Origin of the sequence: Paraburkholderia dipogonis, from assembly GCF_042680985.1 — a bacterium.
In the GTDB taxonomy this organism is placed as follows: domain Bacteria; phylum Pseudomonadota; class Gammaproteobacteria; order Burkholderiales; family Burkholderiaceae; genus Paraburkholderia; species Paraburkholderia phytofirmans.
This window is the reverse complement of record NZ_JBHUFR010000060.1, coordinates 1-916: the sequence shown is the minus strand read 5'-3', so window position 1 is coordinate 916 and position 916 is coordinate 1. Positions and strand designations below refer to the sequence as shown.

General features: G+C 65.5%; 1 protein-coding gene. It reads right to left on the bottom strand.

Annotation, left to right across the window (positions count from 1 at the left end; translation table 11 throughout):
* Positions 1–916, bottom strand: a 916-nt coding sequence (locus ACFSNN_RS41330; RefSeq protein ID WP_377779235.1) for an IS256 family transposase, incomplete at both ends; no start/stop codon positions are given.

Here is a 916-nt window from a genome sequence, read left to right as displayed (position 1 = left end):
GCGAGAGCTGCCTCAGCGCCCGCCGCGGTGTAGATCGGCTTGATGGCCGACGCCAGTCCCCGCCGGTCCTTCCAGCTCGCGTAGTCCAGCGAATTACGGATCAGATGGACGATGCAGGTTTGCAGCGTCGTGGCCGGGAACACTGCACCCAGCGCCTCGGGCATACCCTTCAGGCCGTCGGTGACGGCGATCAGGATATCCTGCACGCCTCGCGTCTTCAGGTCGCTGAACACCTTCATCCAGAACTTCGCGCCCTCCGTGTTCTCGATCCACAACCCCAGGATGTCCCGTGTGCCGTCCGGCAGGATGCCCAGCGCCAGATAGATCGCCTTGTTGCGCACCAGCCCTTCCTCGCGGATCTTCACGCGCAGCGCGTCGAAGAACACCACCGGGTACATCGGCTCGAGCGGACGTGCCTGCCAGGCGCTCACCTCGTCCATCACGGCGTCGGTCACTGAGCTGATGAACTCCGGCGACACCTCGGTGCCGTACTGCTCGGCCAGAAACCCCTGGATCTCGCGCACCGTCATGCCGCGCGCGTACATCGCGATGATCTTGTCGTCGAAACCCGTAAAGCGCCGCTCGTGCTTCGGAATCAGGATCGGGGCAAAGCTGCCGTCACGGTCACGCGGGATCTCCAGGCGCAGCGGACCGTCGTCGGTCAGCACTGTCTTGCCGCTCTTGCCGTTGCGCTGGTTGGTCGCGTCCTCGGGCCGCACGGCGCCGGCCGCATAGCCCAGATGGTGTCCGAGTTCGGCGCCCAGCGCCCGCTCGATCAGCGCCTTCTTGAACGCCGCTGAGGCAGCATGCACCGCTTCGGCCGTCATCGGCCCCTTCACGAACTGGTCGATCAGTTCCTTCGGAATGGACGGCAACGCCGTCTGGGCCTCGGGGGACGTCTTGGGTTTGCGTGGCA